Origin of the sequence: Streptomyces sp. NPDC058086 (assembly GCF_042885015.1) — a bacterium.
Lineage (GTDB): Bacteria > Actinomycetota > Actinomycetes > Streptomycetales > Streptomycetaceae > Streptomyces.
In genome coordinates this window covers 1-4,820 of sequence record NZ_JBHVST010000113.1, presented here as the reverse complement: position 1 = coordinate 4,820, position 4,820 = coordinate 1, and the positions used below count along the sequence as shown (strand labels likewise).

Here is a 4,820-nt window from a genome sequence, read left to right as displayed (position 1 = left end):
GGGGCATGCGCGGTGCGCATGCCCCTCAAACGTTTCCGTGCGCGGGTCCGCCGGCTGAACCTCCACGGCTCGCGGCTCGTTCTCACGACAACGACCTGACCGCCGGAACGGGAGAGACGTCCAGGAACCCTCACGAGGAATGCCCGTACCAGGACGGCCGGATGCTCATCGATCCCGCCTTCAAGGCGGACGCTCCCGCGCGGTACGCCCGGCTGCGGGAGTTCGGGTCCATCCCTTGTTCTTCGCAGGGAATCCCGGCCTGAAGGCCGGGATTCCCTGCGAAGATTCAGAGGATGGGGCAGCGCCGGCGGCTCGCGCTGGCCCTCCTGGTGGCCCGCCCGCCCCAGCTGCTGCTCGACGAGCCCACCAACCACCTCTCACCTGCCCTGTGCGACAAACTGGAGGCCGCACTGGGTCCCGGCCCCGGCGCGATCGTCATGGCGAGCCACGACCGCTGGCTCCGCCGGCGGTGGCAGGGCCGCGAACTCCGTCTGGAACTGGGACGCGGCCGGCGGGAAGAGGAGGCGGCACCGGCCTGCTCCGGGTCCTGAACCAGGCCCGCTCGCGGTCCGCGCCCGTCTACGGTCCTGACCGGCGCGGACCGCGCGAGGTGCCGTACGATCTCGATCACGCCCTCGCGCGGAAGCACCGCCTGAAACGGTGACGCTTCTTGCGCTCGACAGGAGTCACCTGTCAAGATGGTGATGTGAATCTTGACCATGTATTCGTATGCGGGCACCCGGCCCTCGACTTCGCGGCCACCCTCCGGGCCCGACGCTCGACCCGGTTCGAGATGTTCGTGACGCCGGAGCGGCTGAATGCCTGGTACCTGGACTCCGGGCTGGTGGACACGATCACTCCCGGCGAGGAGGACGACGTCCGGGAGGCGACGACCGTACGCGAGGCCATCTACCGGCTCGTCACGGACCGCCGTCTCGGCGAGGAGTTCAACCGCGAAGCGCTCGCCGTACTCAACGCCGCCGCGCGCAAGCCCCCCGCGACGCCGCAACTCACCGTGGCCGGACGGCACACCGACGCGACGCCCGAGCAGGCGCTGGCAACCGTCGCCCGGCATGCCGTGGAACTGCTCAGCGGCCCGGACGTCCCCTTGATGAAGGAATGCGGCAACCCCGAGTGCACCCGGGTCTACATCGACCGCTCCCGGGGCATGCGGCGCCAATGGTGTGGCATGGAGTCCTGCGGCAACAAGATCAAGGCCGCCGCGTACCGCGCACGCAAGAAGGACGCGTCCGCCGTGACCGCGCACTGACCTCACCTGGGTGGCGCGTGGCCCCGGCGAGCGTGAGGCTCAGTCGGCGGAGAGGTCCTTGCAGGCCCTTGGGATGAGGGCCTGAACCCGCGGCCGCCCCAGGAGGATCCGTCTCCAAGTACAGCACTCCCCCATCACGGTGCGCGGCTGAGTGTGTGTCACACGCTGCGTTCGTAACTGGCCCACGCGATGTGCGACTCGTGCAACGTCACGACCACCTCACGGATCCCCCGGGCGCCCTCCCCCAGCGCCCCCGCGTGGATCGCCTCGACCAGGCGGTCGGCGATCACCCTGGCCAGATACTCCGTCGAGGTGTTGATCCGGTGGAACCGCTCCTCGTCGCACATGTGGCTCGGGCTCTGCTCTGTCGGGCACCGGGGCCGAGCAAGATGCCGACCCAACAGCTCGGCGACAGCGTTCTGGAGGCTCTGACGACGGCGCGGGCCAAGAGGCCGCGGCCCGGACGGCCGCCGTGCTGACTGCCGCGAACCTCCCGGCCGGCGCTCCCCGCGCAATCCGTGCCGGGATACGAGCCGGTCACCGCCCGGGAGGCGACGAGGTCACGGTCGCACGGGCCGCCGTGGGACCGTAGGGCCTCCTCGCTGCGCACCCCCTGCCACCGGAGCTGCGCGAGGCCGTCGTGGCGCTGATTCCTCCGGGGCCATGAGTACCACGTATGGCCGGTTTCCCTTCCCCGCCGCCGGTTCCCGACGGTCCGGGCGGGTCCGGACACCCTCACCCTGCGGTCCGGGGACATCCTCCTCCGGGGTCCGGCGACGAGAGGATCAGAACGACCATGCCGAGGCTTCTGAGTGAGGACGACATTGTCCGCGTCGAGAGCGACGGCCTGGTCACACGCGTACAACGACCACATCCACGCGGCCGAGTACCGGCACGCCGCGTACGACGGCCCGGTGCTCATGCATCAGGAGGAGGTGCCGCACACCCGCCGCGACTTCCTCAACCAGGTGTCCGTCGGACAGGTGCTCGCGCAAGCATGGCGGGCCGGATTGCTCCCATGGGCCGTGCGCGCTCTCCGAGCCTCAGGAATCACCCATGTTCCCTTCTGCGAGCCGCAGACACCAAGGGTCACTACGCCTAGCACCTGCCCCGCAGCGGCCTCTTGATCGCCGGCGACGTCCTGGTGACCGCACACCCCATCTCGCGTATCAGCGGGCCGCAGCTGTTGCCCGACATGTTCCACACCGACCGTGCCCGGGCTCTCGATTCCCTGGCCCTGATCGAGAGCCTGGTCGCGGGTCTCGTGTCCGAACAGCGCAACACGGTCTCACACATGCAACGACCCACCAAGGGTCGTCAGGGCGGCCGTTCCACGACATACTTACCGGGCAGTATGTGCGGAGGGAACCACGTGCGAGCAACGTCGACACTTATCCGCACGGGACCCTCGGCGTGGGTACCATGCGCAACGTCATTCATATCGAGGAAGTGAACGGTGTGACCAGCCAATCAGCCGCCACGCTCCGATCGCGGTACGTGGCGCAAGCCGCGTCGGACCTGGAGGAAAACCGTCGGCGACAGCAGGAGCTGGCGGAGACCATCGAGGTGTTGAAGCAGGAGGAGGCCCTCCTGACGGACATCATCCACCTCGCCGAGCGGTACGAGGGTTTCGCGGACACGTCCCGTCTGCCCGAGCAGTTGCAGGACAAACCCGTCGCCGCCAAGGCGAAGCGGGCCCCCGCCAGAGCTGTTGCACGGCCCTCCGCGTCGGCCAAGACCCCGCCGGCAGGCCCGACGGCGAAGGCCGACGCGAAGGGGAAGTCGCACCAGCCTCTGCTCGGTGACCTGCTGGCGGACCTGCTCCGCCAGTACGACGAGCCGCGTCCGGCGAAGGAACTACGGGACGAACTCGTCGAGAAACACCCGGGCCGCAACCCCACACCGCAGGTGGTACGCAACACCCTCGAATCCCTGGTCGCCAAGGGACGTATCAGGCGTCACAAGCAGCAGCGTTCCGTCATGTACTCCCTGGTTTAGCCGGGTGCGGCGGACAGCTCGGATCGACACCTCCGTGCTCGTCCTGCGGACGCCGGGTCGGACATGAGTTCGCGACGCCGGATTCCTCGTCGCCCAGGAGACGTACGCAAGAGCGACGAGGTACGGCGTACTCTCACGTCCACCACGCGCACACGAAGGCCCCATTCACAGGTGTGCCCCCGTCAGCGCACCCGCTGAGGCGACCCTACCCCCCGTTCTCCAGGAGATCGATCGCCTCGGCCCCCGCGAGCGCGAGGGACAAGTCGCCCTGCGCCACGGGCCGGTCGGAGGGCATTCCCTGGGCGACGAGCGCGAGGTCCCGTGCGGTGGTCATGAGTCCCGTCTCGTCTCCAGCAGGCGCAGCCACACCTCACTGATGGTGGGGAAGGCGGGTACGGCGTGCCAGAGACGCTCGACGGGAACCTCCCCGGTGATGGCCACCTTGGCCGAGTACAGCAGCTCGGCGACGCCCGATCCGACGAAGGTGGCGCCGACGACGACCTGACGGTGCCGGTCGATGAGGATCCGGGCCCTGCCCCGCTAGTCGGGGCGGTACTGGACGGCGCCCGCGAGGTGACCGAGCTCGTAGTCGACGACCTCGACACCCCGGCCGGTACGCTCGGCCTCTCAAACGGTCAGGCCCACGGAGGCGACTTCGGGGTCGGTGAACACGACGCCGGGGACGGCCTCGATAGCGCGCTGGATGACCTCCTGGAGGAACCACTCGTTGCCGTCGAGGTCCTTGAAGGCAGCGAAGGTGCCGTAGCTGGCCCGCTCGGAGTGCAGGCCGGGCACCCGGTGGGAGGCGCCGGCGTGGTGGAAGGCGCCGCTCTCGTCGCGGAACGGGCCGGAGACCTCCACACCCCGGGAGGCCAGCTCCTCCTGGGCCTTGACTATGTCGGTGACGGTCAGCTGGAGGCCGTGGAGCGCGCCCGCCTCCTGCTCGGTGAGGCCCTCTCCGAAGATGATCGAGCCCTCTGAACCGGTCGGGGTCACCTGCACGATCCGGTAGCCGTCATTGATCGGGAAGTCGGCGTCGAGGCGCCAGCCGAGCCGCTCCACGTAGAAGCCCTTGGCTCGGTCCACGTCGGAGACGGGCAGAATGACGACTTCGCGCTTCATGTCCATGGCTGTAATCTCACTTTCGATGGTTCGGTCAAGGGTTCTGGGCGGTGGGTCTCAAGACCACAGCCGACACCGGTGCACACATACGCCGACGGGCACCGTGCTCTCAGCGTCGATGGCGATCGACATGTGTCGCTTGAGTCACATGACTCAATTCGTTGTCGGAGCCACAGCACCTGAAAGCGTCCGGATACGTGTGAATGGTGACTCCTCCCCCGGCTGAAGCCGGTGGCTTCTCGCTATGCCGGGTTGGCGTTGCGACGGGCCAGCCCGGCCCGTAGGACGTTGGTGGCTGCCACTGTGTCGGCGTGGGCGTGGTGGCCGCAGGCGACGCAGTGGAATGTTTCCTGTGTGGGCCGGTTCTCCTTCGCGGTGTGCCCGCATGCGGGGCAGGTGCGGGAGGTGTTGCGGGGGTCCACGGCGATCA

Annotated in this window: 5 protein-coding genes and 3 pseudogenes; 3 read left to right on the top strand and 5 right to left on the bottom strand. The window is 68.6% G+C overall.

All coding sequences use genetic code 11. The features are described from left to right. Positions 1-293: 293 nt before the first annotated feature. A pseudogene (locus ACFVWD_RS47970) lies at positions 294-551 on the top strand (ABC transporter ATP-binding protein); the annotation flags it as partial. 155 nt (positions 552-706) lie between these two features. Continuing rightward, the gene (locus ACFVWD_RS47965; protein ID WP_389604682.1) at positions 707-1,270 is read left to right on the top strand and encodes a CGNR zinc finger domain-containing protein; all 564 of its coding nucleotides are present in this window, start codon (positions 707-709) and stop codon (positions 1,268-1,270) included. Positions 1,271-1,428: 158 nt separating this feature from the next. Here the strand turns inward: ACFVWD_RS47965 and ACFVWD_RS47960 are convergent. Then, positions 1,429-1,611: pseudogene (locus ACFVWD_RS47960) on the bottom strand (6-carboxytetrahydropterin synthase); the annotation flags it as partial. Between the two features lie 1,117 nt (positions 1,612-2,728). On the opposite strand from ACFVWD_RS47960, the gene ACFVWD_RS47955 reads away from it, so the two are divergent. Next, a complete protein-coding gene (locus ACFVWD_RS47955; protein ID WP_389604680.1) occupies positions 2,729-3,268 on the top strand; it encodes a hypothetical protein in 540 nt (179 codons plus the stop codon). Positions 3,269-3,479: 211 nt separating this feature from the next. Here the strand turns inward: ACFVWD_RS47955 and ACFVWD_RS47950 are convergent. The 4 genes and pseudogenes from ACFVWD_RS47950 to ACFVWD_RS47935 all read right to left on the bottom strand — a co-directional run. Further along, positions 3,480-3,602: pseudogene (locus tag ACFVWD_RS47950) on the bottom strand (GPP34 family phosphoprotein); the annotation flags it as partial. After that, positions 3,599-3,793 carry a hypothetical protein gene (locus ACFVWD_RS47945; RefSeq protein WP_389604718.1) on the bottom strand — a complete coding sequence of 65 codons (195 nt, stop codon included), beginning with the start codon at positions 3,791-3,793 and terminating at the stop codon, positions 3,599-3,601. The pseudogene ACFVWD_RS47950 and the gene ACFVWD_RS47945, both read right to left, overlap by 4 nt. 102 nt (positions 3,794-3,895) lie before the next feature. Further along, a complete protein-coding gene (locus ACFVWD_RS47940; RefSeq protein WP_389604678.1) occupies positions 3,896-4,396 on the bottom strand; it encodes a VOC family protein in 501 nt (166 codons plus the stop codon). Positions 4,397-4,632: 236 nt separating this feature from the next. After that, positions 4,633-4,820: zinc ribbon domain-containing protein (locus ACFVWD_RS47935; RefSeq protein WP_389604676.1), on the bottom strand; the 188-nt coding region annotated here is incomplete at its 5' end.